Source organism: Cellulosimicrobium composti (assembly GCF_009711085.1).
Classification (GTDB): Bacteria; Actinomycetota; Actinomycetes; order Actinomycetales; family Cellulomonadaceae; genus Cellulosimicrobium; species Cellulosimicrobium composti.
Genome location: NZ_WMKA01000035.1, coordinates 18,385 through 43,288 on the forward strand (window position 1 = coordinate 18,385; position 24,904 = coordinate 43,288).

Consider the following 24,904-nt stretch of genomic DNA (forward strand, 5'->3'; position numbering starts at 1 on the left):
GTCGTTCGTCGCTGGTCGTCGGTCGTACGTCAGGCGTCGGTCGTTCGTCAGGCGTCGGTCGTCGCACGTGCGGTGGCTCGGTGCGTCGTGCGTGCGGGCGCGGCTCAGAACCCGAGCCGGAGCGTGGCGAGCGACGGGTAGACCGCGAACACGACCGTCACCGGGAGGATGAGGAAGACGACCGGCACCATCATCGCCACCTCCTTCTTCCCGCCCGCCTCCATGAGCGCTCGCCGGCCCGACTCGCGGACGTCCTGGGCCTGGGCGCGCAGGACGTCCGCGAGGGGCGTGCCGCGCTCCACCGCGACCGCGACTCCTTCCGCGAATCGCGTGAGGCTCGGCAGCCCGGTCCGGTCGGCGAGCTGCTCGAGAGCGCGGGACAGCGGGGCGCCGGCGCGCACCGCCGCGAGGGTCGCGCGGAGCTCGGTCGACAGCTCGCCGTGCGCCGTCGCGGTGACGCGCTCGAGAGCGGCGACCGGCCCCTCGCCCGCCGTGACCGCGAGCGCGAGGAGCTCGGCGACCGTGGGGAACTCGGCGAGCATGCGTTCCTCGCGCCGCCGCACGGCCCGGGTGAGCGCCTGGTCGCACGCCAGCACGCCCCCCACGCCGCACAGGAGCGCGAGCAGGACGAGCGAGACGACCGACGAGCCGCGCGTCGCGGCGAGCGCCACCGCGGCGAACGTGCCGACGGCGAGGCCCGCGACGCCCCACACGAGCTGGCGCGCACGGAACTGGTCGACGCTCCGGTCCCAGCCCGCGCGGTCGAGGCGTCGGCGGACGTCGGACGCCGTCGAGCCGAAGCGCTCGAGGGCGCGGCCGGCGTCGGCGACGAGCGGCGCGAGCAGACGCTCGACCGTCGGGAACGGCGTCCGGACGGGTTGGTCGCGCAGGAGCACGGACGTGCGGTCCTGGGTGCGCAGGTACGGCGCGAGGCGCTCGTCGAGCCGGATCGCGCGGCGTCGCGCGCCGGACACCACGAGGAGCAGGCCGAGCCCGCCGAGCGCGCCGATCGCGGCGCCGGGGAACGAGACGTCGATGCCGTTCATCGCAGGACCCGCTCCTCCTCGGGCAGCCGCCCGATCCGCAGCATGAGGTGGTACGCGGCCGCGGAGCACGCCGCTCCCGCGCCGAGCACCAGGGCGCCGGTCAGCGAGTTGTACGCCGCCGCCGTCTCGGGCCTCGTCGCGAGGAAGGCGAGCACGACCCATGGGCCGGCGACCGCGAGCCGCGCGCCGTTGACCGTCCACGACTGGCGGGCCTCGAGCTCCCCGCGGGTGCGGGCGTCCTCGCGCAGGAACGCGGACAGGGTCCGCAGGAGGCGCCCGAGGTCGGTGCCGCCCACGTCGCGCGTGAGGCGCAACGCCTCGACGATGCGGTCGGCGACGGGGTCCGCCAGCCGGTCCTTGAGCAGGTCGAGGCAGTCGCCGAAGCGGCCCGAGGCGCGGTAGTCGCGCGCGAACCGCGCGAACGGCTCGCGGAGCTCGACCGGGCCGCGCTCCCCGAGCTGGCCGACCGCCTCGGGCAACGACAGCCCGGCGCGCACGCCCGAGGCGAGGTGGTCGAGCACCTCGGGCCACGCGTCGCGCAGCCGCGCACGACGCCGCCGGGCGCGCGAGCGCACGAGGACGGCGGGGGCCGCAGCGGCGATCGCGGCGAAGCACGTCCCGATCGTCACCGACCGCGCGAGCACGCTCGCGACGCCGAGCACGACGAGGCCCACGCCGACGCTCGTGGCGACGAGGGCGCCGGGCGTGACCGACGGCGCGCCCGCCTGCACGAGCAGGTCCTGCGTGCGCGCGGTCCAGCCGTCGCGCCGGCGCTCCCGCGGCGGGCTCGGCGCCCAGAACGACCACCAGACGCAGAACAGCCCCGCGCCCAACAGGAAGCCCACGGCGACGCCCACGTCAGCGCACCCCCGACCACGCGTCGTCGGTCGCCCCGACGACCGCACCGTGGCTCTCCGGGCGCAGGAGCCCCGCGAGGTCGATCCCGGCGCGCGCGAACCTCTCGGCGTGCGGAGGGAAGCCGTCCGCCCGCACGAGCCGGTCGCCCGACCGGACGAAGATCTCGGCGGCCTCGACCACGCCCTGCTCGACGCGACCCGTGACCCCGAGCACCTCGCGCACGACGCGGCGCCCGTCGGCGTCGAGGCCGAGGTGCACGACGAGGTCGATCGCCGACGCGACGGTCGGCACGACGAACCGGTCCGAGACGTTCGGCCCGGCGAGCAGCGGCAGCGTGCACATCTTGGTGATCGCCTCGCGAGCCGAGTTGGCGTGGATCGTGCACATGCCGGGAACGCCCGCGTTCAGGGCGACGAGCAGGTCGAGGCTCTCGGCCTCGCGGACCTCGCCGACGACGATGCGGTCCGGGCGCATGCGCAGCGCCTCCTTGACCAGGCGCCGCAGCGGGATCTCCCCCGTCCCCTCGAGGCTCGGCTGGCGGCACTGCAGCGCCACGACGTCCCGGACCGCGAAGCGGAGCTCGAAGACCTCCTCGCACGTGATCACGCGCTGCGTGGGCGGCACGGAGCCGGCGAGCGCGTTGAGCATCGTCGTCTTGCCGGCCTGGGTCGCACCCGCGACGAGCACGTTGAGCCCGGCCCGGACGGAGGCGTCGAGGAACGCCGCGGCCTGCGGCGTGAGTGAGCCGAGCCGCACGAGGTCGTCGAGGTGCGACGCGCGGACGACGTGCTTGCGGATGTTCACGGCCCAGTCGCGGCGCGTCACGTCCGGGATGACCACGTGCAGCCGCTCGCCGCCGGGCAGCGAGGCGTCCACGAACGGGCTCGACAGGTCGAGGCGCCGGCCGGACGAGCGCAGCATCTGCTCGACGAGGTCGCGCACCTGGGCGGCGGTGAGCATGGTGGTCGTGAGCTCGGAGCGCCCGCCGCGCGCGACGAACACCTGCGACGGGGCGTTGATCCAGATCTCCTCGACCTCGGGATCGTCGAGGTAGGGCTGGAGCGGGCCGAGCCCCGCCACGGCGGCGACGAGCGCGCGGCCGGCGGCGGCGGGGTCGGCGAGCGGCGTGACGACGCCCAGTGCGCTGCGCGTCTCGTAGTCGGCGACGGCGTCGCGCACGAGCTCGTCGACGGCGGCGCGGTCGCGCAGCGGGTCCACCCCGCGCCGGCGCACGAGCTCGCGCACCTCGTTCTCGAGCACGCCGACGGCGTGCGTGTCCGTGGACATCTCGAGCATTCCCCCTGCTCAGCCGGCCGGTTCCCCGCCGGTCCGCGAAAGATCCGCCGCCGAGAGTAGGGCATCCGGCGCCCGCCGGGAACAGCCCTGTGGACGGCGAGTGCGCGATCCGCGCGATCCCGCGCCCGCGCGCCGTCCGGGCGCCCCGCGCGTCCCACATCGTGGGCGCCGGCGCGGCTAGGGTCGGTGCCATGACGGACCTCCCGCCCGGCCGCTGGCAGGCCGCCGCACGTGCCACGGGCCTGCTCGGCGCCGACGGCACCGTGGCCGCGACGATCTTCGCCGAGATGACCGCCCTCGCCCAGCGCACCGGGGCGATCAACCTCGGGCAGGGCTTCCCCGACGTGGACGGACCGGCCGCGGTCAAGCACGCCGCGGTCCGCGCGATCGAGGACGGGCACAACCAGTACCCGCCCGGGCCGGGGATCCTCGAGCTGCGCAACGCCGTCGCGAGCCACCAGTTCCGCCACTACGGGCTGGACCCCGACCCGGAGACGGAGGTGCTCGTGACGACGGGCGCCACCGAGGCCCTCGCCGCGACGATCCTCGCGCTCGCCGGGCCGGGCGACGACGTGGTGACGCTCGAGCCGTTCTACGACTCGCACGCGGCGTGCATCGCGCTCGCGGGCGCGAACCACGTCACGGTGCCCCTCGTGCCCGGACCGGACCGGTTCCGCCTCGACGTCGACGCGCTGCGCGCGGCCGTCACCGACCGCACGCGCCTGATCGTCGTGAACTCGCCGCACAACCCGACGGGCACGGTGCTCGACCTCGACGAGCTCGACGCGGTGGCGGCCGTCGCGCGCCGCCACGACGCCGTCGTCGTGACGGACGAGGTCTACGAGCACCTGACGTTCGACGACGCGCGGCACGTGCCGATCGCGACCCTGCCGGGCATGCGGCAACGCACGATCACCATCTCGTCGGCGGGCAAGACGTTCTCGTTCACCGGGTGGAAGGTCGGCTGGCTGCACGGTCCCGAGCCGCTCGTGACCGCGGTGCGCACGGTCAAGCAGTTCCTCACCTACACGTCGGGCGCGCCGTTCCAGCCCGCGATCGCCGACGCCCTGTCCGACGACGAGACGCCGCGCGCGCTCGCCGACTCGCTCGCGGCGCGGCGCGACCTGCTGTGCGAGGGGCTCGTGCGCGCCGGGTTCGACGTCGTCGTGCCGCAGGGCACGTACTTCGTCATCGCCGACGGCGCCCCGCTCGGCTTCGACGACGGCACCGCGCTGTGCCGCGAGCTGCCCGCGCTGGCGGGCGTGGTCGCCGTGCCCGTGAGCGCGTTCTGCACCCCCGGGTCGCCGACCGAGCGCGCGCTCGCCTCGCGCGTGCGGTTCACGTTCGTCAAGCGCGAGGACGTGCTGCACGAGGCGGTGGGCCGCCTCGCACGCCTCGGGGCCGCGCGTCGGTCCTGACGCGCACTCCTCGCGGCCGGGTCCCCGTCAGGGGCAGACGCCGGGCAGGCGCTCCTCGGTCGCGGGCGTCTCCGGCGTCCCGGGCGCGGTCGTCCCGGCGTCGGTCCCGGTGCCCGGGTCCGTGGTCCCCGCCCCCGGGTCGGTCGTCCCCGCTCCGGGGTCGGTCGTGCCCGCGTCCGTGCCGCCGCCCTGGTCCGTCGACCCGGCGGGGGGCGCCGCGGCGTCGTCGCGCGGGTCCGCGGGCTCCTGGCCGGGCGCGGGCGCGTCGTCGATCAGCCGCTGCCAGATCGCGTCCGCCTCCGACGTCCACTCGACGCGGTTCTTGTCGCGCGGCGACTCGACGACGGGGAGCTGCGTGAACACCACCTCGGACGGCTTGATGTTGCGCAGGCTGAACGCGAGCCCGGCGAGCGCGGTCGGGTCCGCGATGGTCGGGTCGGCGCTGATCGAGCTGAGCACGGCCTCGATGACGCCGTAGAGCTGCGGCGAGTTGGTGATGATGTTCTGCGACAGCAGCTCGCGGATCGCGGAGTCGATGAACGCCTGCTGGCGCTGGATGCGCGTGAGGTCGGAGCCCATCTCGAGCCCCATGCCCGTGCCGTGGCGCGCGCGCAGGAAGCTGATCGCCTCGTGGCCCGTGAGCGTGTGCTCGCCCGCAGGCAGGTCGAGCGTGCCGTACCGGCGGCTCTCCTTGACCGGCTCGGGGAAGCACATGGTGACGCCGTTGATCGCGTCGACCACGCCGATGACCCCGGTCATCTTCACGACGACGTGGTTCGTGATGGTGACGCCCGTGAGGTCCTGGACCGCGGTGATGGTGCACGCGGCCGCGTACGTCATGTCGTCGACGCCGCCCGAGCCGATCTGGAACGCCTCGTTGAACATCGTGCTGCGCCGCGGCGAGGACATCGACCCGTCGGGCAGGTTGCACGCCGGGAGGTCGACGAGCGAGTCACGCGGGATCGAGACGACCTCCATGCGCGTGCGGTCGCCGGACACGTGCACGATGAACGTGGTGTCCGACCGCATGCCCTCCTCCTCGCCGGCGATCGCGGCGTTCTCGGCGTCGCGGTAGTCGGTGCCCATGACGAGGATGTTGAGCGCGCGGCCCGCGAACGGGTCGGACGGGTCCTTCGGCGGCTCCTGCGTCGGGCCGCCCACCACGAGGTCGCTCACGTCGCTCACGGTGATCTTCGACTTGAGGTCCAGGTAGACGGCCCCCGCGCCGACGGCGACGAAGGCCAGGGCCCCCGTGAGCACGAGCCCGATCGCCCGCGCGACGCGGTGCGAGCGCAGCGCCCGGGCGTGGTGGGGGCCGCCGGTGGGCTTGTCCTCGCCGCCCTTGCGGGAGCGTGTCGTCGGCGTCGCGCGGGACCGCGAGCGCGGGGACGACGTGGAGTGGGCGGTCGTTGGCACGGTCCGAGGGTAAAGGGTGCGGCGTGGAAGCGTGTGCGCAGCCCGCGGGAGGACGTGTGAAAGGGCGGCGAAGACCGGCCCCGACGTGCGGCGTCGCACCGTCGCAGGAGGTCCGCCGGAGGACCCGCCCCGCGGGTCAGACCGGGGTGTGCCACCCGCCGCGGCGGAACGCGGGCGTGGCGAGCGCGAGCACGAGGAGCGACGCGACGACGGCGCCGAGCATCACGGTGGACATCGCGACGGCGTCGCCGCCGAGGACGCCCACGAGCGGGCTGACGAGGCCCGCGACGCCGGACTGGAACGCCCCGATGACCGCGGCGGCGGTGCCCGCGATCTCGCCGTGCCGCGTGAGCGCGAGCGCCGAGGCGTTCGCGGGGATGAGGCCCTGCATCGAGAGCACGAGGAACAGGGCCGCGACGATGCCGACGATCCCGCCGGCCCCGGTGAGGGCCACGACGAGCAGGCCGACGGCGAACACGCCCTGGACGACGAGCGCGACGCGCAGGAGGCGCACGGGCGCGACGCGGCGCACGAGCGCGGCGTTCGCCTGGGCGGACAGCACGAGACCGACGCCGTTGACGGCGAACAGGAGCGCGAACTGCCCGTGGCTGAGCCCGTACCCCTCCTGGAGCACGAACGGCGACCCGACGACGTAGCTCATGAGGACGGCCTGGCCGAGGCCGGGCAGCACCGCGAGGGCGACGAAGTGGCGGTCGCGCAGGAGGCTGCCGTACCCGCGCAGGACGGCGCGAGCCCCGGCGGGGCGGCGTCGCTCGACGGGCAGCGACTCCGGCATCCAGACGAGCACGATAGCCCCAAGCACGAGGCCGCCGAGCGCGAGGACCCAGAACACGGCGTGCCACGAGGCGTGCGCGCCGATGAACGACCCGAGCGAGGGCGCGAGCAGCGGGGCGAGGCCGATGACGAGCATGAGCCGCGACAGGATGCGCGCGGCGTCGGAGCCGGTGAACCGGTCGCGGATCGCGGCGATCGCGACGACGGACGCGGACGCGTTGAAGAAGCCCTGGAGCACGCGGAGCCCGATCAGGACGCCGATGTTGGGCGCGAGCGCGCACAGGAGCGACGTGACGACGTGCAGGGCGAGCCCCACGAGCACGGGCAGGCGTCGCCCGTAGCGGTCGGAGAGGGGGCCGATGACGAGCTGACCGACGGCGCCGCCGACGAGCATCCCGGAGAGCGTGAGCTGCGCGAGGGAGTCGGGTGCGCCGAGGTCGGCGCCCACCTCGGGCAGCAGCGGGAGGTACATGTCCACGGTGAGCGCGGGCAGCGTCGCGAGGGCTCCGAGGAGCAGCACCCACCGGGCGTTCGACCTCGGTCCGGGCATGACGGGGTCGACCGAGAACGGGGGCATGACGCCCATCGTAACGATTCGATCGCCGCTCCGTCAGCCGGTGCGACGTGAGCCTGCTCTCCCCGTGGGTGGCGTGCGGCAGGCTGGGAGCATGTGCGGACGCTACGCCTCCTTCCGGGACGCCCAGGACCTCGCCGACGAGTTCGCGATCGCGGAGGTCGCCGACGACGCGCGCCTCCTGCCGCCGTCGTGGAACCTCGCGCCGACGGACCCGGTGCGCATCGTCGTCGAGCGCGCCGCGAAGGAGACGGGCGAGGTCCGGCGCTCGCTGCGCGTCGCGCGATGGGGGCTCGTGCCGTCGTGGTCGAAGGACCCGAAGGGCGGCGCGCGGATGATCAACGCGCGCGCGGAGTCGGTGCTCGACAAGCCGGCGTTCGCCAAGCCGTTCGGCGTGCGCCGCTGCCTCGTCCCTGCGGACGGGTACTACGAGTGGCGCGTGCTGCCCGACGGCGCGTCCCCGGCCGGGGCGGCCGGGTCGCCCGCGCGCCGCGGCAAGGTCGCGAAGCAGCCGTACTGGATCGCCCCGGGCGACGGGCGCAGCGCCGCCTTCGCGGGCCTCTACGAGTTCTGGCGGGACCGCACCAAGGCGGACGACGACCCCGACCGCTGGCTCGTGTCGACGACGATCATCACGACGGACGCGGCGCCCTACCTCGCCGAGATCCACGACCGCATGCCGCTCGCCCTGCCGCCCGAGGCGTGGGACGCGTGGCTCGACCCGGCGGTCGACGCGCGCGGGGCGGCGGACCTGCTCGGGCTCGGCGGCCCGCACGACGACGTCCCGATGGTCGCGCGCGAGGTGTCGACCCTCGTCAACTCCGTGACCAACGACGGACCGGGCCTGCTCGAGCCCGTCTGAGCGGGCCCGCCGGGCGGCGCGCGGCGGTCAGCCGCGGTAGGCCCACTGCAAGCGCACGGGCTCGATCGTGCCGAGCCCCTGCACCTCGGTCTCGGGCTGCGCCGTGAGCGCGAACCGCTGGTCCCCCGCGAGCATCCCCGCGGTGTCCCGGTCGACGAGGACGGTCGTCGGGTCCGCGATGTCGACGAGGCGCGCGGCGAGGTTGACGCTCGGCCCGAACACGTCGCCGAACCGCGAGAGCACGCGCCCCCACACGAGGCTCACGCGCACGGGCGGGACGTCGACGTCCTCCGCCCGGCCCCCGGCCTCGGCCAGGCCGAGCGCGACGCGCGCGCCCGTCGCGACGTCGTCGGCCACGTACAGCACCGCGTCGCCGATGGTCTTGACGACGCGACCGCCGGCCGCCGTGATGACGTCGCGCGCGCTCGTCTCGAAGAGCTGGACGAACTCGGCGAGCTCGCTCGACCCGAGGCCGCGCGTGCGCTGCGTGAAGGACACGATGTCCGCGAACCCCACCGCCCGGGGCAGCGGCAGCTCGTGCTCGTCCACGGCGGTGGCCCGCGCGTCGGAGAACTCGACGGCGAACCGGCCCGCCACCGCGGCGACCTGCCGCCGCCACGCGTGCAGGAGCTGCTCCTCGAGGACCGGCGCGAGCTCGGGCAGCCGGTCGAGCACGAGCAGGCGCGCGCTCGTGTCGTCGAGGTCGAACCGTCGCGTCAGGTGCTCGACGAGCGCCTCGACCTGCCACAGCACGAGCCGCTCGGTCGTGTGGCCCGTCGAGCGGATGAGCGTCGTCAGCGCGCGCTGGTCGAGCTTCTCCTCCTCGGCGAACGCGAACACGTCCGCGAGCGCCTGCGCGTCACGCTCGGTGAACGCGTGCTCCTCCCCCTCGGTGATGGGGAGGCCGAGCGCCTGCCAGTAGGCGCGCACGCGCTCCTCGCTGACGCCGGCGCGCTCGGCGAGCCGCTCGACGGTGAGGGTGCGGGGCCCGCCGAGCAGCACCTCGTCCAGCACGGCCTCGGTCGCCTCGGCGCCCGCGGGCTCGTCGCCCCCCGCGGTCGTCGTCGTCGGGGTGAGCTCGTTCTCCTCCGGGTCCGTTGGCACCCGGCGATCCTATTCCTCGCCCCGGGGCCCGCGAGATCGGCGCTCCCGCACGAGATCGGCAGTCGCGCACGAGGTCGGCGATCGCGACCGCCGATCTCGCACCGCACTGCCGATCTCGTACCGACCTGCGATCAGTCGTGCGGGCGCAGGTGGTGCACGTCGCCGCTGTGGTGGACGCTCGTCGTGCCGTCGTCGTGCCGCAGCTCGAGACCGCCGTCGGGTGCGAGGCCCGTGGCGAGGCCGACGACGTCGCCGCCGCCGACGCGTTCGACGCGCACGCGCGTGCCGAGCGTCGCGATGATCCCGGCGCAGTCCGCGTCGAGGCCCGCGGCGTGCGCGTCGCCGCCGGCGTCCTGCCAGCGCGCGAGGATCTCGCCGAACGCCTCGTGGAGCGCGACCAGCACGACCTCGCGGTCGGTCGTCGCGGCGCCCGCGAGCGCGAGGGAGGTCGCGGTGGGCACGGGCAGCTCGTCGCGCGTCTGGGTGACGTTGAGGCCGACGCCGACGACGACCCCGCCGTCGGGCAGGACCTCGGCGAGGATGCCCGCGACCTTGCGCAGCGGGGGCGGCGAGCCGGCGCCCGGGTCGGGCACGAGGACGTCGTTGGGCCACTTGGCGACGGCGTCGACGCCGGCGGTGGCGCGCAGCGCGCGGGCGGTGGCGAGCCCGGCGAGCAGCGGGAGCCAGCTCAGCGCGGCGCGCGGGACGGCGGGGCGCAGCAGGAGCGAGCCGAGGAGCGCGGCGCGCGGCGGGGTGGTCCAGGTGCGACCGAGCCGCCCGCGCCCGGCGGGCTGGTGCTCGGCGACGAGGAGCGCGGGGGCGGGCCACGCGTCCGGGTCCTGGGCGACCGCGCGCGCGAGCTCGGCGTTGGTCGAGGGCGACTCGGCGACGACCTCGAGACGCGCGAGCGGCCCGGCGGGCGCGACGAGGAGCTCGCGCAGGAAGTCGGCGCGCAGGGCGGGCCGCCCGTCGTCGGGCGGGGTCTGGTCGTCGTGCGCGCTCGTCATGCGGTCATCCTTCCGCACCTGACGGGACGGGGCACGGGACGGCGCCGCCCGTGCGCGGCGGCGCGAGTTGTCGGGACCCACCAACGCCGGACCCCGGCGCGCTGGCGCCGCCCGCATCGAGTTGGTGCCACCCGCCAACTAGGCTCGGGTCCGTGACGGATTCTGCGACGACCTCGCCCGCGACGACCTCGCCCGCCGACGCGCCCCACCTCGTGGGCACCGCGGCCAAGCTCGCCGACCTCGACCGCCGGCGCGCGGAGGCGACCGAGCTGCCCGAGGAGACGGCGCGGACCAAGCAGCACGCGCGCGGCAAGAAGACGGCGCGCGAGCGCATCGAGGCCCTGCTCGACGAGGGGAGCTTCGTCGAGCTCGACGCGTTCGCGAAGCACCGCTCCCACAACTTCGGCCTGGAGAAGAGGCGGCTCGCGGGCGACGGCGTCGTCGTGGGCCACGGCACGATCGACGGCCGCCAGGTGTGCGTGTACTCCCAGGACTTCACGGTGTTCGGCGGGAGCCTCGGCGAGGTGCACGGCCAGAAGATCACCAAGGTGCAGGACCTCGCGCTGCGCACGGGCGTGCCGCTCATCGGCATCTCCGACGGCGGCGGCGCGCGCATCCAGGAGGGCGTCGCGGCGCTCACGCAGTTCGCGGAGATCTTCCGCCGCAACGTCGCGTCGTCGGGCGTGATCCCGCAGATCTCGCTCATCCTCGGCCCGAGCGCGGGCGGCGCGGTGTACTCCCCCGCCCTGACGGACTTCATCGTCATGGCGGACAAGACGTCGAACATGTTCATCACCGGGCCGGACGTCATCCGCGCCGTGACGGGCGAGGACGTGGGCTTCGAGGAGCTCGGCGGCGGCCTGACGCACAACGAGAAGTCCGGTGTCGCGCACTACCTGGGCAGTGACGAGGACGACGCGATCGACTACGTGCGCCACCTCGTGTCCTACCTGCCGCAGAACAACCTGTCGGACGCGCCGTCGTTCCCGCCGGACGACGTCGAGCTCGCGGTCACCGACGAGGACGAGGAGCTCGACGCGCTCGTCCCGGACTCGGACTCGCAGCCGTACGACATGCGCACGGTGATCGAGCACGTCCTCGACGAGGGCGCGTTCCTCGAGGTGCAGCCGCTGTTCGCGAAGAACGTGCTCGTCGGGTTCGGGCACGTCGAGGGCCAGTCGGTCGGCGTCGTCGCGAACCAGCCGCTCGCGATGGCGGGCACGCTCGACATCGACGCCGCGGAGAAGGCGGCGCGGTTCGTGCGCACGTGCGACGCGTTCAACATCCCAGTGCTCACGCTCGTGGACGTCCCGGGCTTCCTGCCGGGCGTGGACCAGGAGCACCAGGGCATCATCCGCCGCGGCGCGAAGCTCATCTACGCGTACGCCGAGGCGACGGTCCCGCTGGTCACCGTCATCACGCGCAAGGCCTACGGCGGCGCGTACATCGTCATGGGGTCCAAGCAGCTCGGCGCCGACGTCAACCTCGCGTGGCCGACGGCGCAGGTCGCGGTCATGGGCGCGGGCGGCGCGGTGAACATCCTGCAGCGCGCGGCGCTCAAGCGGGCGGCCGACGCGGGCGAGGACGTCGAGGCGGAGCGTGCGCGCCTCGTCGCCGAGTACGAGGACGCGATCGTCAACCCGTGGGACGCCGCCGAGCGCGGCTACGTCGACGCCGTGGTCCGCCCGTCGGAGACGCGCGTGCAGGTCGTGCGCGCGCTGCGGGCGCTGCGCACCAAGCGCGCGACCCTGCCGCCCAAGAAGCACGGCAACATCCCGCTGTGAGCCGCCACGACGCGACGCGGCCGAGCAGCAGCCCGAGAGGAGGACGGTCATGAGCCACGAGGACGCCACGCACGGCCCGACGCCGCTCGGCGCCGTCGACCCGGCACCCATGCACGCCGCCGTCGACGCGCTCGCGGCCGCGCTGCACGAGTACGTCGGCACAGCGGTCGGGGTGCGCGCGGAGTTCGGGGCCGCCGAGGCGGACGAGGACCCGCGGGTCCTCGCGCTCGAGGCGCGCGTCGGCACGCTCAACGCCCAGCTGTTCGACGTGCTGCACGGGGCGCTCGGCATCCACCCGGACCTCACGTCGTCCGTGTGGGAGCCCGACGAGGACGCCGCGGCCGACGACGCGGACGCCGCCCCGGCGGACCTCGTCGAGGACACGTTCGCGCTCGAGTACGTCGTGGTGACCCGTCCCGGCGGACCGGACCTCGACGACGTCGTGGGCCTCCTCGACTCGTGGGGCCACGAGGCGCACGCGCGCCTCACCGAGGCGGGCTACGACGTCCCCGAGTGGGGCGTCGGGCGGGGCACGGACGAGCACGAGGAGGACGACCGGTGAGCCAGGACGCGAACGGGGCGGGCGCCCCGAGCGTGCGCGTCGTGCGCGGCGCGCCCGACGAGCTCGAGGTGGCCGCGCTCGTCGCGGGCCTCGCCGCCGCGGCGGCCGCGGGCGGGCTGCCCGACGACGTCGCGCCCGTCGACGAGTGGACGAACCGCGCGCGGGGGCTGCGCGGGACGGGCGACGGCGCGACCGCGAAGAGCTTCGGCGGGCGGTCGGGGCGGCACAACGCCGACTCGTGGCGCTGGAGCCTGCGCTCGTGACGACGCCGAGCGCGACCCCGCGCGTGCGGCGCCTGCCCGAGCGGGCGGTGCTCGTCGAGCTGCCCGCCTCGGCGGACGCCGTCGAGGCCGACCCGACGGCGCTCCCGGGCGTCGCGCCCGCCGCGGCGTGGCGCCGCTGGGGCTGGGCCGTGGCGTTCGTGCCGACGGTCGCGCTGCTCGTCTACCAGCGCCTCGCGACGGGGCGCGGCTGGTCCGTGCCCGACGCGGTGGTGGTCGTGGGGACGATCGGCCTCCTCGTCACCGCGCTCCTCGCACTCGTGCGCTACCTGGACGACCGCGTCGCCGCGGGCCTCGCGCGCGGACGCGACGCCCTGCTCGCGGCGCCCGTCCGCACGACCGGCACGCTCTCGCTCGCCGCGCCCGACGACCGCGCGCCGGGCGACGCCGCGCCCGGCGACGGCGCGGACGCGCACGAGGTGCACGGGAACCTCGTCGTCTCGACCCCGTCCGGGACGACGACCCGCCCGCTGCGCGTCGCGGTCCCGTCCGGGGTGGCGCGCCCCCGCCCGGGCGACCCCGTCGCCGTCTGGCACGCCGCCGAGGACGACGACGCGAGCGGCGTGGTGCTCGTGCGCTACCACCGCGACTGGGCCGACGACCTGCTCGCGGCCCTGCGCGGCGGCGACGCGGGCCCGGTCCATGACCCCGAGCCGCAGGAGGCGGACGGGCCGGATGTTCGCGAGGGCCGGCCACCGGGCGCCGAGTAGTCTCGACCGCGTGAGCGACACCACCACCACACCTGCCGCCGGCGCATCCGCCGGGACCCCCGACCGCACCCCGACGCCCATCGACGCCGTCGCCGAGGCGTACGTGACGCGGATCGCCGAGCTCGACCCGATCGCGGCGACCTCGATGGGCCTGTCCGGCTACGACCACCTCGTCACGGACCTCTCGCCCGCCGGGCACGAGGCACGCGCCGAGGCCGACCGCGCCGTGCTGCGCGAGCTCGACGGGCTGGAGCCCGTCGACGACGTCGACCGCGTCACCCTCGCGGCGATGCGCGAGCGCGTCGGCCTCCAGCTCGAGCTGCACGAGGCCGGCGAGCCGCTCGCGAGCCTCAACAACATCGCGTCGCCGGTGCAGGAGCTGCGCGACGTCTTCGACATCATGCCGACCGGCACGGTGGAGGCGTGGGAGAACATCGCCTCGCGCCTCAACGGCCTCCCCACCGCGATCGACGGGTACATGGCGTCGCTCGCGGAGGCGGCGTCGCGCGGCAACGTCGCCGCGATCCGGCAGGTACGCATCGGGGTCGCGCAGTCTCGCGAGCTCGCCGACGCGCAGGGCTCGTTCTTCACGACGTTCGTCTCCGGCCCCGAGGCGAACGCCGTCCTCGACGACTCGTCGGCGTGCTCGCTCGTGCGCAAGGAGCTCGAGCACGGCGCTGCCGCGGCGCGCGAGGCGTACGGCCGGCTCGCCGACTTCCTCGAGACGACGCTCGCGCCGCAGGCGCGCGCGGAGGACGCCGTCGGGCGCGAGCGGTACGCGCTCTTCTCGCGCACGTTCCTCGGCGCGGAGGTCGACCTCGACGAGACCTACGCGTGGGGGCTCGAGGAGCTCGCGCGCGTCGTCGCGGAGCAGGAGGAGGTCGCGCGCCGCATCGCCGGGCCCGGGGCGAGCGTCGAGGACGCGGTCGCCGCGCTCGACGCCGACCCGGCCCGCACCCTGCGCGGCACCGACGCGCTGCGGGCGTGGATGCAGGAGACCTCCGACGCCGCGATCGACGCGCTGGACGGCGTGCACTTCGACGTGCCCGCGCCCGTGCGCGCCCTCGAGTGCATGATCGCCCCGACCCAGACCGGCGGGATCTACTACACCCCGCCGAGCGACGACTTCTCGCGACCGGGTCGCATGTGGTGGTCGGTGCCCGCCGATGTCACGGAGTTCAACACGTGGCGCGAGAAGACGACCGTCTACCACGAGGGCGTGCCGGGCCACCACCTGCAGTGCGGCCAGGCCGTCTACGCGCGCGCGACGCTCAACACGTGGCGCCGCCTCGCGTGCTGGGTCTCGGGCCACGGCGAGGGCTGGGCCCTGTACGCCGAGCGCCTCATGGCGGACCTCGGGTTCCTCGACGACGACGGCGACCGCCTCGGCATGCTCGACGCGCAGCGCATGCGCGCCGCGCGCGTCGTGCTCGACCTCGGCGTGCACCTCGGCCTGCCCGCGCCCGAGCAGTGGGGCGGCGGCACGTGGGACGCCGACAAGGCGCTCACGTTCCTGCGCGCCAACGTCAACATGCCCGACTCGTTCGTGCGGTTCGAGCTCGACCGCTACCTCGGGTGGCCCGGGCAGGCGCCGTCGTACAAGGTCGGTCAGCGCCTGTGGGAGGCGACCCGCGACGACGCGCGCGCGGCCGCCCAGGCACGCGGCGAGCAGTTCGACGCCAAGGAGTTCCACGAGCGCGCGCTCAACCTCGGCTCGGTGGGCCTCGACGTGCTGCGCGACGCGCTCTCCTCGTGACCGCGCCGTACGCCCGGCCCGGGACGGCACGCCGCCGTCCCGGGCCGGTCGTCGTCCCGGCGGCCTGACGCGTGGGCGCCGTCCTCACCGGGTTCGCGATCATCGCCGTGGTGGTCGCGGTCGGGTACGTCGCCGCGCGCCTCGGGGTCGGCGGCCCCGAGGCGAGGACGGTGCTCAACCGCGTCGGGTTCTTCGTCGCGAGCCCGGCCCTGCTGTTCACGGTCCTCGCGCGGGCCGACGTGGGCACGCTCGTCCGGGCGCCGCTCGCGGTCGCAGCGGCCTCGGCCGTCGTGAGCGCGGGCGTGTTCGTGCTCGTCGACCGGCTGTGGCTGCGCCTCCCCGCCCCCGAGGCGGTCGTCGGGGCGGCCGGCTCGGGGTACGTCAACGCGAACAACATCGGCTTGCCCGTCGCCGTGTACGTGCTGGGGGACGCGACCGCGGTCGTGCCGGTGATCCTCCTGCAGCTGCTCGTCCTCGCGCCCGTCGTGCTGCTCGTCCTCGACGCGACGACGAGCGGGCGGCTCTCGTGGCGGTTCGTGCTCGCCCAGCCCGTGCGCAACCCGATCATCCTCGGGTCGCTCGCGGGCGCCGTCGTCTCCGTGTCGGGATGGACGCCGCCCGCGCCCGTCATGGCGCCGCTCGACATCCTCGGTGGCGCCGCGATCCCGATGATCCTCCTCGCGTTCGGCATGTCGCTCCACGGCACGCGTCCGCTGCGCCGCGGCGAGCCGCGCGCGGCCGTCGGCGTGGCGAGCGCCGTGAAGCTCGCCGTCATGCCGGTCGTCGCGTTCGTCGTCGCGCGCACCGTGCTGGGCCTCGACGACGCGGCCGCCGCGTCGGCGGTGACGCTCGCCGCGCTGCCCACGGCCCAGAACGTCTACAACTACGCGGCGCGGTTCGGGCGCGGAGAGATCCTCGCGCGCGACACGATCCTCGTGACGACCCTCGGCTCCCCGGCCGTCCTGGTCGTCGCGGCGCTGCTCGTCGCGTAGTCCCCGGGGGGCGGGCCGGGGAGCGCCGGGTAGTCTGCGCGGGTGCTCCGACTCGTCCTCGCCTCCCGCTCCCCCGCCCGCCTCGCGACGCTGCGCGCCGCCGGCGTCGAGCCCCTCGTGCGCGTCTCGGGCGTCGACGAGGACGCGGTCCTGCGGGACGCCGCGGCGCAGCGCGACGGGCTGCTCGACCCGGTCGACGCCGTGCTCGTCCTCGCGCGCGCGAAGGCCGAGGAGGTCGTGCGCGCGCTCGCCGCGGACGCCGCGCCCGTCGTGGGGGCCGACGACGCCCTGCTGCTCGTCGGGTGCGACTCGATGCTCGAGCTCGACGGCGAGGTGCTCGGCAAGCCCGCCGACGCCGACGACGCCCGCTCCCGGTGGCGCGCGATGCGCGGCCGGGCGGGCGTCCTGCACACCGGGCACTGGCTCGTCGACCTGCGGTCCGGCGCCGCGAGCGGGCCGGGCACCTCCGTGGGCGGCACGAGCTCCACGACCGTGCACTTCGCCGACCTCTCGGACGAGGAGATCGACGCGTACGTCGCGACGGGCGAGCCGCTGCACGTCGCGGGGGCGTTCACCGTCGACGGCCTCGGCGGCCCCTACGTGGAGCGCATCGAGGGCGACCACCACGGGGTCGTGGGGATCAGCCTGCCGCTCCTGCGCTCCCTGCTGCGCGAGACCGGCGTCGCCTGGCACGAGCTGCGCTCCTGAGGCCCCCGGCGGGCGGCGTTGTCGGGGCCGGACAACCCGACGCGCCGAGCGGGGCGCACGAGCCCGCCGCTATGGAGGTTTCCTCCAACCGCCCTTTGTGCACCTTGGCCTCTTCTCCAATCTTGTCCGGTACCCGGCCCGGGAGCGTGATCGGCGCGGGGCGCACGCGTTACCGTGAGCCGTGCCCGCGAACCCCACCCGCCCCCTGAGCAAGGTCCTCGTCGCCAACCGTGGCGAGATCGCCGTCCGGATCGTCCGCGCGTGCGCCGACGCCGGCATCGCGTCCGTCGCCGTCTACGCCGACCCGGACCGCCAGGCGCCGCACGTCCACCTCGCCGACGAGGCGTTCGCGCTCGGCGGCACGCGCGCGGCCGAGACCTACCTCGACATCGCCAAGCTCCTCGACGTCGCGCGCCGCTCCGGCGCCGACGCCGTGCACCCCGGGTACGGGTTCCTCGCCGAGAACGCCGAGTTCGCCCAGGCCGTGCTCGACGCCGGTCTCGTCTGGATCGGTCCGCCGCCCGCGGCGATCGACGCGCTCGGCGACAAGGTGAGCGCGCGCCACATCGCGCAGCGCGCGGGCGCCCCGCTCGTCCCCGGCACGCCCGACCCGGTCGCCGACGCGAGCGAGGTGCACGCGTTCGCCGCCGAGCACGGCCTGCCGATCGCGATCAAGGCGGCGTTCGGCGGCGGTGGACGCGGCCTCAAGGTCGCGCGCACCGCCGAGGAGATCGACGAGCTCTACGAGTCGGCGGTCCGCGAGGCGACCGCGGCGTTCGGGCGCGGCGAGTGCTTCGTCGAGCGGTACCTCGACACCCCGCGGCACGTCGAGACCCAGTGCCTCGCGGACGAGCACGGCACGGTCGTCGTCGTCTCGACGCGCGACTGCTCGCTCCAGCGCCGCCACCAGAAGCTCGTCGAGGAGGCGCCGGCGCCGTTCCTCACGCCCGCCCAGGAGGCCGAGCTCTACAAGGCGTCGGAGGCGATCCTGCGCGAGGCCGGGTACGTCGGCGCGGGCACGTGCGAGTTCCTCGTGGGCGCCGACGGGACCATCTCGTTCCTCGAGGTCAACACGCGCCTCCAAGTGGAGCACCCGGTGTCCGAGGAGGTCACCGGCATCGACCTCGTGCGCGAGCAGCTGCGCATCGCGGCCGGCGAGCCGCTCGGCTACACCTCCACGCAGGTGCGCGGGCACTCGATCGAGTTCCGCATCAACGGCGAGGACCCGGCCGCGAACTTCCTGCCCGCGCCCGGGCGCATCACGCGCCTGCGCTTCCCGTCCGGCCCGGGCGTGCGCGTCGACTCCGGCGTCGCCGAGGGCGACACGATCTCGGGCGCGTTCGACTCGATGATCGCCAAGCTGATCGTCACCGGCGCCACGCGCGAGCAGGCGGTCCAGCGCGCGCGCCGCGCCCTGCGCGAGCTCGAGGTCGAGGGCATCCCGACCGTCGTGCCGTTCCACCGCGCCGTGCTCGACGCCGAGGCGTTCGTGCCCGCCGGCGACGAGCCGTTCCGCGTGCACACCCGGTGGATCGAGACGGAGTTCGCCGACCGGCTGGCCGCGCTCGCCCCCGCCCCGGCCGCGTCCGCCGACGAGGACGACGAGCCCCTCGCGACCGAGCGCGTCGTCGTGGAGGTCGGCGGCAAGCGGCTCGAGGTCGTCCTGCCCGCGGGCCTCGGCATGGCGGCGGGCCGCGCGCGCAGCGCGAACGCCGCCCGCCGTCCGGCCCGCCGCGCGGCCTCGAAGTCCAACGGCGGCGGCTCGGGCACGACCCTCGCCTCCCCGATGCAGGGCACGATCGTCAAGGTCGCGGTCGAGGACGGTGCGCAGGTCGCCGAGGGCGACCTCGTCGTCGTGCTCGAGGCGATGAAGATGGAGCAGCCCCTCCTCGCGCACCGCGCGGGCACCGTGCGCTCGCTGACCGCCACCGCCGGCGCGAGCGTGAGCTCGGGCACCGCGATCTGCGAGATCGTCGACTGACCCCGCGCTCTACCGCGGCCCGGCGGCGGCGCGCATCGCGCGGCGTCCCGACGGGAGCACGACCGCGACCGTGATGACGACGAACATGAGGATCCCGGAGACGATCAGGAGCGACTCCACGGAGTAGCGGTCGGCGAGCGGGCCGAACACGACCATGCCGAGCGGCATGGAGACGGCCATGACGATGCCGACGAACCCGAAGACGCGGCCCTGTCGCTCGGGCTCGACGGTCTCCTGCAGCACGGTCATCGACGTCGTCGAGAACGGCGGCACGGACAGGCCGAGCAGGAACATGAACGTGAAGAACACCCACATGTTCGTGGACAGGCCCATCGCGACCGAGAGCAGGCCGAAGACGAACGTCGCGCCGACGATCATCGCGATCCGGTTCCTCAGCCCGCCCCACGTCGCCAGCAGCACGCCGCCGAGCAGCATCCCCACGGAGAACGCGACCTCGTTGACGGTGAGCTTCCAGACCTCCTCGCCGAACGTGCGCGCCACCATGAGCGGCGTGAGGTACGACGGCGCGACGATGAGCAGGAAGACGACCGCGTAGAGCACGAGCACCCAGCGCACGAAGGCGTGCGAGGCGAGGTAGCGGAAGCCCTCGACGAGGTCGTCGAAGTACCCGGCGCGCTCGCCGGCCGCGGCGTGCGCGAGCGTCGGGACGGGCACGAGCAGCAGGAGCCCGATCCCCACCACCGCGGTGACGACGTCGACGAAGAACACGGCGACGATCGACGTGCTCGCGTACACCGCCGCGGCGACCGCGGGGGCGAGCAGCATCATCGCGGACTGGATCGACTGGTTGATCCCGTTGACGCGCAGGAGCTTGCTCGTCGGCACGATCTGCGGCAGCAGCGCCGCGACGGCCGGCGTCTGGACGCCTGCGCCCGTCGAGCGGATCGCGAGCGCCGCGTAGATGAGCCACAGGTCGTCGGCCCCGCCGAGCATGAGCAGGGCGAGCGCGAGGGTCGTCACGGCGATGGTGCCGTCCGCCGCGATGACGAGCACCTTGCGGTTCACGCGGTCCGCCCACACGCCGCCGAAGATCGAGACGACGGCCTGCGGCAGGAACCCGAACAGGGTGCTCAGCGCGAGGACCGCGCCGGACTTCGTCTCGATCGTCAGGTGCCACATGACGGCGTACTGGACGAGCATCGAGCCGAACAGCGAGACGGTCTGGCCGCTGAGGAAGACGGTCGCGTCACGGCGCCAGCGCGGCTTCGCGAGCACGTCGTCGGGCACCGCGCCCGGGGCGTCGGCGACGTCGACCTGGCTCGCGGCGGCCGCGTCGGGGTGGTCCGCCGGGTCCGGTGCGGGGGCGGGCGTGGGCTCGTTGTCGTACGGCGTATGGCTCACGCGGACATCCTGCCGCGGACCTCCGACACCGGTCCACGGGTTTCTGCCGCGGGCGGGACCGCCGCCGGGTCGTCAGCCGTCGGTCCCGGGCACCTCGCCCGCGTGCGCCACGTGCTCGAGCTGGCGCCACACGAGCGCGAGCGTGACGCCGGCACCCACGAACGCGAACCAGAACGGCGCGGTGATCCCCCACGCCTGCGCGAGCACGCCGCCCAGTGCCTGGCCCACGACGAGCCCGCCGAACACGCAGACCCCGTACACGGACCCGACCCGCCCCTGGAACTCGCTGGGCACGGCGCGCTGGCGGATCGTGTTCGACACCGTGCCCCACACGAACGCGTACGCCCCGAACACGACCATGACGACGAGCGCGACCCACCCCGTTGTGGTGAGGGCGAGCACGAGGTGCATGAGGACCTCGAGCGACAGGCACACGCGCATGATCGTCGACAGGCGTGCGCGCCGTTCGAGCCACCCGAACGACGCGACGCCGACGATCCCCCCGACCGCCGAGGCGGTCGTGAGGAGGCCGAACCCGACCTCGCCCATGTCGAGGTGGTCGAGCGCGTACTTCACGAGGACGCCCCACGGCGCCGCCCACGTCACGTTGAACACGAGGATGACGAGCGCGAGCGTGCGCACCGGAGCGTTCGCGGCGATCCACCGCAGGCCCTCCGCGATGTCCTGCCGCACGTGCGTGCGGACCTCGCGTGCCGGCGGCGGCTGCGACGCGATGCGGGCCACGAGGACGACGGCGAGCGCGACGCACACCACCTGCACGACGAACGGCCAGATCGCGCCGAGCGCGAAGAGGAACGCACCGACGGGCGGTCCGAGCAGCTGGTTGGCGGCGAGGAAGCCGGCCTGCAGGCGCGCGTTGCCCGTGCCGAGGTCGCGCGGCTCGACCAGCATCGGCAGGAGCGTCTGCGAGGCGGAGTCGGCGAAGACCTCCGCGACGCCGTAGAGGAACATCACGGCGAGCACGGCGCCGATGCTCACGTGCCCCGTCCCCAGGAGCACGCACAGCGCGACGACGACGAGCGCGCGCAGCGCGTTCGCGACCATGACGACGGCGCGCCGGTCGACGCGGTCGGCGATCGCACCGGCCCACAGCCCGAGCAGGAGCCAGGGCAGGCGCTGCAGGAGCGCGGCGAGCGCGACGAGGAAGGCGGAGTCGGTCTGGGACGCGACGAGCAGCGGGCCCGCCGCGAGCGCGATCCCGTCGCCGACGTTGCTCGTCCACGACGACGCGAGCAGCCAGCGGAAGCCGCTCCCCATGCGTCGCGGTGCGACGATCTCCCCGATCCTGCTCATCGGCGGACCAGCGTACGCCGCGGCGGCCCCGCGCCCGGCACGCTTTTCGGGCGGCCGCGGCGAGGGTCCCGCGGGCCTGGCAGCATGGCCCCGTGACGATCCCCACCGCGCCGCGCGACCCCGGTGAGCCCACTCCGCGGCTCCCCCGCCACCTGCAGCCCGGCGACGGGTGGGTCGAGTGCGAGTGCGGTCGGCGGCACTGGGGCCTGTTCGGCGCGGCAGGGCTGCTGCTCGGGCGCCGCGACGCGCAGGGCCGGCTGACCGACGTCGTGCTCCAGCACCGGGCCCCGTGGTCCGACCAGGGCGGGACGTGGGGCGTGCCGGGCGGTGCCGTCGGGCCGGACGAGACCCCGGAGCAGGGTGCGCTGCGCGAGGCGCAGGAGGAGGCCGGCATCGACCCGGCGCACGTGCGGGTCGTGGGCGAGCGCGTGCTCGACCACGGCCCCTGGCGGTACACGACCGTCGTGGCCGAGGTCGCGGACGGCGCGGTCGTCGAGCCGCGCGCGACGGACGCCGAGAGCGTCGAGGTCCGGTGGGTCGCCGTGGACGACGTCGCGGGCCTCGACCTGCTGCCCGCGTTCGCCGACGCGTGGCCCGCCCTGCGCGCGACGCTCGACGCGCCCCCCGAGGAGGTCTGACGGCCCCGGACCGCGGGACCTTCGGCCCCGATCGCGCCGCACGACCCCGTACGACGCTCCCGCCGGGGCACCGCGCGGGCACGATGAGGTCGTGCCCGAGGACACGTCGACCACGTACCGCGCGCTCGCGTCGTCGAGCCGGCTGACGCTGCTGCACGCCCTCCAGGAGCGCGGCCCCATGACGGTCGCCGAGCTGTCCCGCGAGGCGGGGCTGTGCCCGAGCGCGACGCGCGAGCACCTCCAGCGCCTCGCGGACGCCGGGTTCGTGCGCGGCGCCCCCGAGGTGCGCACGACGCGCGGGCGTCCGCGCATCCTCTACGAGGCCATCGCGGGCGAGAACCCGCCCCGCGACGGCTCGGCGGCCCGCCGGCTCGGCGACTCGCTCGTGCGCGCGGCCCTGACGCGCGCGGCGCTGGGGCAGGCCACGCCCCACGACGACCCCGGGGAGGGCGGGCCCGGCCCGACCGACCCGTCCCGGGCGGCGCGCGCGGCGGGACGCCGCCTGGTCGACGTGCTGCGGTCCGCGGGCGACGGCGACCCGGACCCCACGCCCGAGAACCAGCTCGCCGCGCTGGACGACCACCTGTGCCAGCTCGGCCTCGACCCCGAGCTCGAGCCGGACGGCCTGCGCTTCCACCTCTACCGGTGCCCGTTCCTCGACCTCGCCGCCGAGCGCGAGGACGTCCTGTGCGCCGTCCACCTCGGCCTCGTCCAGGGCGTGCTCGCAGGCGTCGGCGGGCCCGTGCGCGCCGAGGCGCTGCTCCCGCTCGTCGAGCCGGACCACTGCGTGCTGCAGCTCTCGCGCGCCGGCTGATTTTTCACGGTCCGCGGCCCGCCGCGGCCCCCGCCCGTCGGGTCATGCTGGCGGCGCACCGGGCACCGGCCCGGCGTCACGACGTCGGTCGTCGTGACCTGCGACGACGGGAGGACGCCATGACCGCCCCAGCCACCACCCGGCCGCCCGCGCTGGTGCGGGCCGCGCGCACGCCGTCGACCGTCGACCTCGACCGCTGGGACCCCGAGGACGAGTCACGCTGGGACCGCCGGTTCGCGTGGCGCACGCTGTGGATCACGACGTACAACCTCACGCTCGCGTTCTGCGCGTGGTACCTCGTGAGCGCGGTCGCGCCCCGGCTCAACGACGTCGGGTTCGACCTGACGACGGCGCAGCTCTACTGGCTCACCGCCGTGCCCGGCCTCGCGGGCGGGCTCTTCCGCATGGTCTACATGTTCCTGCCGCCCGTCGTCGGCACGCGCACGCTCGTCGGGGGCACCGCGACGCTGCTGGTCCTGCCGATGCTCGGCTGGACGTTCGCGGTGCGCGACGCGAGCACGCCCTACTCGGTGCTCCTGCTCCTCGCGGTCGCCGCGGGCGTCGGCGGCGGCGCGTTCTCGGGGTTCATGCCCTCGACGAGCTACTTCTTCCCCAAGCGCATGGCGGGGACGGCACTCGGTCTGCAGGCCGGGATCGGCAACTTCGGCGTGAGCCTCATCCAGTTCCTCACGCCGTGGGTCGTCGGCTTCGGCCTCCTGGGCACGGCGGTCCTCACGCCCCAGCAGACGGCGACCGGCAGCCACCTGTGGCTGCACAACGCGGGTCTCGTGCTCGTGCCGTGGACCGTGCTGGGCGCGGTGCTCGCGGGCCTGTACCTGCGCCGCGTGCCGGTGCGCGCGAACGTCCGCGAGCAGCTCGACATCTTCCGCAACAAGCACACGTGGATCATGACGGCGATCTACCTCATGACGTTCGGGGCGTTCAGCGGGTTCGCCGCACAGCTCGGCCTGCTCGTCGTCGAGCAGTACGGCGGCTTCGAGGACGCGCCCGACCCGCTGCGCTACGCGTTCCTCGGTCCGCTGCTGGGCTCCGCCGCGCGCGCCGGGTTCGGGCCGCTGTGCGACCGGTACGGCGGCGCCGTGTGGACGATGGTCTCGGGCGTCGGCATGACCGCCTCGACGGTGTTCGCGCTGTTCTTCCTCGACCCGCACGACGTCGGGCAGTTCGGCTGGTTCCTCGCCGGCATGCTCGCCGTGTTCACCTTCGCCGGGATCGGCAACGCGGGGACGTTCAAGCAGATGCCGATGATCTTCCCGCGCCGCCAGGCGGGCGGAGTCATCGGGTGGACGGCGTCGACGGCCGCGTTCGGCCCGTTCCTCGTCGGCATCGGTCTCTCGCTCGTCCCGGCGCGGTCGTTCTTCGTCGGCTGCGCGGTGTTCTTCGCGCTGTGCACGTGGCTCACGTGGCACTACTACGCCCGACCGGGCGCACCGCACCCGTCCTGACCGGCCGGAGCCGTCCGGCCCCGCCTCGCCCCCGTCCCCGAGAACCCGAGGAGCTGTCGTGCCCCCACTCGACGAGCGCGCCCCGCGCGACCCCGCCGACGCCCTGCTGCGCCTGGGCGGCCGCCTGCGGCGGGGGCGGGTGTCGGACGACCTGCGGCAG

22 protein-coding genes are annotated in these 24,904 nt (G+C 75.1%); 13 read left to right on the forward strand and 9 right to left on the reverse strand.

The window, feature by feature from the left end; genetic code table 11:
* Window positions 1–104 precede the first annotated feature (104 nt).
* Genes GJV82_RS13765 through GJV82_RS13775 form a run of 3 tightly spaced genes read right to left on the reverse strand, consistent with a single transcriptional unit; the run spans window position 105 to window position 3,191 of the window.
* Window positions 105–1,046 carry a type II secretion system F family protein gene (locus tag GJV82_RS13765; protein ID WP_155099614.1) on the reverse strand — a complete coding sequence of 314 codons (942 nt, stop codon included), beginning with the start codon at window positions 1,044–1,046 and terminating at the stop codon, window positions 105–107.
* A complete protein-coding gene (locus GJV82_RS13770) occupies window positions 1,043–1,903 on the reverse strand; it encodes a type II secretion system F family protein (RefSeq protein WP_318657652.1) in 861 nt (286 codons plus the stop codon). Before GJV82_RS13770 ends, GJV82_RS13765 begins: the two co-directional genes overlap by 4 nt.
* Before the next feature lies 1 nt (window position 1,904).
* On the reverse strand, window positions 1,905–3,191 hold the full coding sequence (locus tag GJV82_RS13775) for a CpaF family protein (RefSeq protein WP_155099628.1): 1,287 nt from the start codon (window positions 3,189–3,191) through the stop codon (window positions 1,905–1,907).
* A 200-nt stretch (window positions 3,192–3,391) separates the two neighbouring features.
* Between GJV82_RS13775 and GJV82_RS13780 the strand changes: the two genes are divergently transcribed.
* Complete coding sequence (locus GJV82_RS13780; protein WP_155099615.1) at window positions 3,392–4,618, forward strand: pyridoxal phosphate-dependent aminotransferase; 1,227 nt, start codon at window positions 3,392–3,394, stop codon at window positions 4,616–4,618.
* 27 nt (window positions 4,619–4,645) lie between these two features.
* On the opposite strand, the gene GJV82_RS13785 is transcribed toward GJV82_RS13780, so the two are convergent.
* Complete coding sequence (locus GJV82_RS13785) at window positions 4,646–6,034, reverse strand: LCP family protein (protein WP_318657653.1); 1,389 nt, start codon at window positions 6,032–6,034, stop codon at window positions 4,646–4,648.
* Between the two features lie 136 nt (window positions 6,035–6,170).
* Window positions 6,171–7,406: a multidrug effflux MFS transporter gene (locus tag GJV82_RS13790; RefSeq protein ID WP_225873356.1), complete on the reverse strand. Its 1,236-nt coding sequence runs from the start codon at window positions 7,404–7,406 to the stop codon at window positions 6,171–6,173.
* 91 nt (window positions 7,407–7,497) lie between these two features.
* On the opposite strand from GJV82_RS13790, the gene GJV82_RS13795 reads away from it, so the two are divergent.
* Window positions 7,498–8,265, forward strand: coding sequence for an SOS response-associated peptidase (locus GJV82_RS13795; protein WP_155099616.1), 768 nt, complete (start codon window positions 7,498–7,500; stop codon window positions 8,263–8,265).
* Window positions 8,266–8,292: 27 nt separating this feature from the next.
* Here the strand turns inward: GJV82_RS13795 and GJV82_RS13800 are convergent, their stop codons facing one another.
* Window positions 8,293–9,369 (reverse strand): adenylate/guanylate cyclase domain-containing protein, encoded by a 1,077-nt coding sequence (locus GJV82_RS13800; RefSeq protein WP_318657654.1) that lies wholly within the window; start codon window positions 9,367–9,369, stop codon window positions 8,293–8,295.
* 131 nt (window positions 9,370–9,500) lie between these two features.
* Window positions 9,501–10,376, reverse strand: a complete 876-nt coding sequence (locus GJV82_RS13805; RefSeq protein ID WP_155099617.1) for a biotin--[acetyl-CoA-carboxylase] ligase — start codon at window positions 10,374–10,376, stop codon at window positions 9,501–9,503.
* Between the two features lie 212 nt (window positions 10,377–10,588).
* Between GJV82_RS13805 and GJV82_RS13810 the strand changes: the two genes are divergently transcribed.
* The 8 genes from GJV82_RS13810 to GJV82_RS13845 all read left to right on the forward strand — a co-directional run bounded on the left by GJV82_RS13810 (window position 10,589) and on the right by GJV82_RS13845 (window position 19,150).
* Window positions 10,589–12,160 carry an acyl-CoA carboxylase subunit beta gene (locus GJV82_RS13810; protein WP_318657660.1) on the forward strand — a complete coding sequence of 524 codons (1,572 nt, stop codon included), beginning with the start codon at window positions 10,589–10,591 and terminating at the stop codon, window positions 12,158–12,160.
* 49 nt (window positions 12,161–12,209) lie between these two features.
* Window positions 12,210–12,722, forward strand: coding sequence for a hypothetical protein (locus GJV82_RS13815; RefSeq protein ID WP_024842026.1), 513 nt, complete (start codon window positions 12,210–12,212; stop codon window positions 12,720–12,722).
* Window positions 12,719–12,985 (forward strand): acyl-CoA carboxylase epsilon subunit, encoded by a 267-nt coding sequence (locus GJV82_RS13820; RefSeq protein ID WP_024842027.1) that lies wholly within the window; start codon window positions 12,719–12,721, stop codon window positions 12,983–12,985. Before GJV82_RS13815 ends, GJV82_RS13820 begins: the two co-directional genes overlap by 4 nt.
* Window positions 12,982–13,713 (forward strand): hypothetical protein, encoded by a 732-nt coding sequence (locus GJV82_RS13825; RefSeq protein WP_155099618.1) that lies wholly within the window; start codon window positions 12,982–12,984, stop codon window positions 13,711–13,713. The genes GJV82_RS13820 and GJV82_RS13825 overlap by 4 nt, the downstream gene beginning before the upstream one ends.
* Before the next feature lie 10 nt (window positions 13,714–13,723).
* The gene (locus GJV82_RS13830; RefSeq protein ID WP_404812987.1) at window positions 13,724–15,469 is read left to right on the forward strand and encodes a DUF885 domain-containing protein; all 1,746 of its coding nucleotides are present in this window, start codon (window positions 13,724–13,726) and stop codon (window positions 15,467–15,469) included.
* A 71-nt stretch (window positions 15,470–15,540) separates the two neighbouring features.
* The gene (locus GJV82_RS13835; protein ID WP_318657655.1) at window positions 15,541–16,461 is read left to right on the forward strand and encodes an AEC family transporter; all 921 of its coding nucleotides are present in this window, start codon (window positions 15,541–15,543) and stop codon (window positions 16,459–16,461) included.
* Between the two features lie 42 nt (window positions 16,462–16,503).
* A complete protein-coding gene (locus tag GJV82_RS13840; protein WP_318657656.1) occupies window positions 16,504–17,169 on the forward strand; it encodes a nucleoside triphosphate pyrophosphatase in 666 nt (221 codons plus the stop codon).
* 181 nt (window positions 17,170–17,350) lie between these two features.
* The gene (locus tag GJV82_RS13845) at window positions 17,351–19,150 is read left to right on the forward strand and encodes an acetyl/propionyl/methylcrotonyl-CoA carboxylase subunit alpha (protein WP_318657657.1); all 1,800 of its coding nucleotides are present in this window, start codon (window positions 17,351–17,353) and stop codon (window positions 19,148–19,150) included.
* Window positions 19,151–19,159: 9 nt separating this feature from the next.
* Here GJV82_RS13845 and GJV82_RS13850 read toward each other — a convergent pair whose 3' ends face one another.
* Window positions 19,160–20,512, reverse strand: a complete 1,353-nt coding sequence (locus GJV82_RS13850) for an MFS transporter (protein ID WP_115942270.1) — start codon at window positions 20,510–20,512, stop codon at window positions 19,160–19,162.
* Window positions 20,513–20,584: 72 nt separating this feature from the next.
* Window positions 20,585–21,826 carry an MFS transporter gene (locus tag GJV82_RS13855; RefSeq protein WP_155099620.1) on the reverse strand — a complete coding sequence of 414 codons (1,242 nt, stop codon included), beginning with the start codon at window positions 21,824–21,826 and terminating at the stop codon, window positions 20,585–20,587.
* Window positions 21,827–21,924: 98 nt separating this feature from the next.
* Between GJV82_RS13855 and GJV82_RS13860 the strand changes: the two genes are divergently transcribed.
* The 3 genes from GJV82_RS13860 to GJV82_RS13870 all read left to right on the forward strand — a co-directional run bounded on the left by GJV82_RS13860 (window position 21,925) and on the right by GJV82_RS13870 (window position 24,744).
* Window positions 21,925–22,464, forward strand: coding sequence for an NUDIX hydrolase (locus GJV82_RS13860; RefSeq protein ID WP_318657662.1), 540 nt, complete (start codon window positions 21,925–21,927; stop codon window positions 22,462–22,464).
* Between the two features lie 91 nt (window positions 22,465–22,555).
* The gene (locus GJV82_RS13865; RefSeq protein WP_318657658.1) at window positions 22,556–23,278 is read left to right on the forward strand and encodes a helix-turn-helix transcriptional regulator; all 723 of its coding nucleotides are present in this window, start codon (window positions 22,556–22,558) and stop codon (window positions 23,276–23,278) included.
* 119 nt (window positions 23,279–23,397) lie between these two features.
* Complete coding sequence (locus GJV82_RS13870) at window positions 23,398–24,744, forward strand: MFS transporter (protein ID WP_225873357.1); 1,347 nt, start codon at window positions 23,398–23,400, stop codon at window positions 24,742–24,744.
* Window positions 24,745–24,904: the final 160 nt, after the last annotated feature.

Excerpts from the sequence above, each read along its gene's own strand:
- GJV82_RS13870 (WP_225873357.1), top strand. The coding sequence starts at position 23,398 with ATGACCGCCCCAGCCACCACCCGGCCGCCCGCGCTGGTGCGGGCCGCG.
- GJV82_RS13795 (WP_155099616.1), top strand. The coding sequence starts at position 7,498 with ATGTGCGGACGCTACGCCTCCTTCCGGGACGCCCAGGACCTCGCCGAC.
- GJV82_RS13790 (WP_225873356.1), bottom strand. The coding sequence starts at position 7,406 with ATGCCCCCGTTCTCGGTCGACCCCGTCATGCCCGGACCGAGGTCGAAC.
- GJV82_RS13805 (WP_155099617.1), bottom strand. The coding sequence starts at position 10,376 with ATGACGAGCGCGCACGACGACCAGACCCCGCCCGACGACGGGCGGCCC.
- GJV82_RS13815 (WP_024842026.1), top strand. The coding sequence starts at position 12,210 with ATGAGCCACGAGGACGCCACGCACGGCCCGACGCCGCTCGGCGCCGTC.
- GJV82_RS13775 (WP_155099628.1), bottom strand. The coding sequence starts at position 3,191 with ATGTCCACGGACACGCACGCCGTCGGCGTGCTCGAGAACGAGGTGCGC.
- GJV82_RS13765 (WP_155099614.1), bottom strand. The coding sequence starts at position 1,046 with ATGAACGGCATCGACGTCTCGTTCCCCGGCGCCGCGATCGGCGCGCTC.
- GJV82_RS13855 (WP_155099620.1), bottom strand. The coding sequence starts at position 21,826 with ATGAGCAGGATCGGGGAGATCGTCGCACCGCGACGCATGGGGAGCGGC.
- GJV82_RS13780 (WP_155099615.1), top strand. The coding sequence starts at position 3,392 with ATGACGGACCTCCCGCCCGGCCGCTGGCAGGCCGCCGCACGTGCCACG.